Origin of the sequence: Candidatus Phytoplasma fabacearum (genome assembly GCF_030586805.1) — a bacterium.
GTDB classification, from domain to species: Bacteria; Bacillota_I; Bacilli_A; order Acholeplasmatales; family Acholeplasmataceae; genus Phytoplasma; species Phytoplasma fabacearum.
On the sequence record NZ_JAOSIM010000020.1, the window covers coordinates 4,697 to 7,776 of the forward strand.

Consider the following 3,080-nt stretch of genomic DNA (forward strand, 5'->3'; position numbering starts at 1 on the left):
AAGATTCGCAACATTAACTGAAAATGATAAAAGACATGACAAAAATGATCAAAGAAAAGATCAAACTGATCAAAGAAAAGATGAAAGTATTAATAGGGTTAAAGAAAAAATCACAAGCTTTGATCCGATCCACGCAACATTAACTGAAGAGAAATATGAAATACAAGAAAAATCAACGCAAAACATAATTAATTTAAATTATCAAAATCAATTAATAAAAGAAAAAAATAAAAATAATCATATTGTTCAAAAAGATAATATTTTATCAAAAAAAATAAATAATAAAGAGACTATAGAATTTTTACCATATCAACAAAAAAATAAAATAATTCAAAAACAACAATTAAGTTTATCTCAAAAATTAATAAAATTAGCTCACAAATATTTAACAAAAATTTATTCTATTAATGTTCAAAAATGGATATTTGTATTTAAAAAATATAGTCAAATTTATTTATTAATCATTTTATGTATGATAAATATTTTATTTTACTTATTATTAATAAATAACTTTAAATCATAATTTAAACATAATAATTACACAATTATAAAATCAATAATTTATTTGGATTAAAAGTTTATCTTTTTAATTAAATTTATGAATATAACTATTTTTAGGTTATTTAATTTAATTATAATATGCTGATATTTTTTTATTTATATATTCCTAATTTTATTTATACAAATGATTATGATTGTTTGTTTTTCAATTCTCAGAATTTGTCTTTCTAATATTTATTACCAACAATCCTACCCCCCCTACCTATCTAAACCGGATAAGCAAATTTTCAAGCATTTGATTTGCTATAATTTTCCTTCTTTCGAAGACTAAATTTGTGTCACCATTGGTCAGTTGTTTATTCTTTTTATTCTGTGTTTCTAAAATTATCTAATATCATAGATTTGTTAATTGGTTCTTTGATGATAACAATTTTTTTATAATAACATGGTTTTATCTCCCGCTCCGTAATTCGAAATTTTACATCGTAGAAAGTGTTTTTGTATGATGAATTTTTCGACTTAATTATTGATAAATAAGTAAACTTCCAATCTTTCTACTCTTAATCCTGGAGATTAGTGTGGCTCGACCTAAAATAAAATGAAAATTGATAATCATGTTCGGATTAAATTTTTTTTCTGATTTTCATTTTTTAAGGGAGTTTTTTTATTTTATTATCAATATATCATAAATAAACATTTAATAATAATAAGGTTGTTATCTTCCTCTGAAAAAAACCCCAATAACAATTATTAACCTTTAATATCGATTTAATGATATAATCAATTACTTGAAATCATGTGCTTGACGTGTTTAATAACGTCATGATAGAATTAATAATCGAGAACTATAATTAAACTCAATAATCCTTCTTGGAATAAATCTTTATTATTTAAAACGCGAGGATAATATTTAAATTTTTGCAACTGTTTTATGAACCAATAAATAATAAAAGTTCAATTAATTGAGAACGTACTCACATATTTTTTTATTTTTGAAAAAAAGTAAAAATAAAGCTTTTCATTTCATACTCTTTTTTTATTTATTTTAAAAAAAAACAAAAAAGATCAACTAAGAAAGTTGATCTTAAACATAATTAACAGATTATTAATTGTAATACTTTTAGGGTGGAGTGAGGATTTTACTTAATTATTCCAAATTAAGTTTTATTCCTCTGACTACTTAAATAACTAGATTTTAGACTTATATCCTGGTTACTCTGAATATTAACTTTTATTTCTATTTAAACTATAGACTATTCAATTTCAATAATTTATAAATAATTACATCTAATTAATTTATTAGATAATCTATGGCTTTTATTTGAGATAATTTGTGGTGGCTAAATATTTTTGACTAAATAAATTTTTCGCAACTTTCTTTTTTAATAACAATAACCACTTTAATTATTCATTATTTTCTTTAATAAAGAACTTTTTTATCTTTTTAGTATTTATTATTATTTATATAGGAACTATTAATTAAAAAAATCACAAGTTATTTACACTTTTTGGATGTTATCAATAGCAATAGTTATAATTTTTCCATCTCCTAAAGTTTCATTATGATATAAATAAGGAATCCAAATAATTTTTTGTGTTTGATCTACTATTAATAATAATTTTTTTCTTTGTGTAATAGGAATTTTACAATTAATTAAAAATTTTTTTAATTTTTGTTTTCCAAATTGGAATTCTAATATATCTCCTGGTAGTCTTGTTCTTATAATTAAAGGGAATATTACTTTTCCGTTATTATAAAAAATTTCTTTCTGTGTCATATATTTGGGATATTTTTTACGATCATGATGTACATACAAAATAGGTTTTAGTTTATTAATATTATTTACTACCCTAACTAAAGGAATCAATTGCCATTTATAATATTTTTTAGATATTTGCCATTGATTGTTTAATTTAACTTGACAATAAGGTTTATTATTATTATTTAATAATTTAATAATATTATTAATTAAAACAAAATTTTTATTTATTTTTTTATCATCTAACAAAGATAAAATAATATTTTTTTGGATAACTATATTCAATTTACAAAAAACCTCTAAACAATAATATTGTTGATTAAAATGATATTTTAAAAATAAATTTGTTTGCTCTTTTACTAATTGATAAATTTCTGTTATTTGAATATGAAATTTATAAATATTTTTTAAAAAATTATGTTCTTTTTGTAAATAAGGAATTACAAATTTACGAATTCTATTTCTAGCATAATAATCATTTTGATTAGTTTCATCTTCTAAAAAAGAAATTTTTTTCTGATTAGCATAATTAATAATTTTGTCTTTCGACAGATATAAAAAAGGTTTTAAAAATACAAATTCTTCAATCAAATAAGTAGGTTGCATCCCACTATATCCTAATAAATATGGATAGATTATTTGCGTTTCAATAACAATTATTTGTCATTCAGTTACAGTTATTTATTACAAACAGCCCCCATCTAAACCGGACAAGCAAGTTTCCAAGCATCCGGCTTGCCATAATTTATCCTCTTCTGAGGACTAACGTTGTGTCACCACTGATTAGTTGTTAATTCCGATCATATAAGTTCTATGACG

The 3,080-nt window shown here is 21.1% G+C and carries 1 protein-coding gene and 1 pseudogene; one reads left to right on the plus strand and one right to left on the minus strand.

What is annotated here, in order from left to right; translation table 11 throughout:
- Nucleotides 1–523, plus strand: a pseudogene (locus OC705_RS02015) (hypothetical protein); the annotation flags it as partial.
- Nucleotides 524–2,000: 1,477 nt separating this feature from the next.
- Here OC705_RS02015 and tilS read toward each other — a convergent pair.
- Entirely contained in the window at nucleotides 2,001–2,921 is a 921-nt protein-coding gene (gene tilS / locus OC705_RS02020; protein WP_320411938.1) for a tRNA lysidine(34) synthetase TilS, read from the minus strand.
- Nucleotides 2,922–3,080 lie beyond the last annotated feature (159 nt).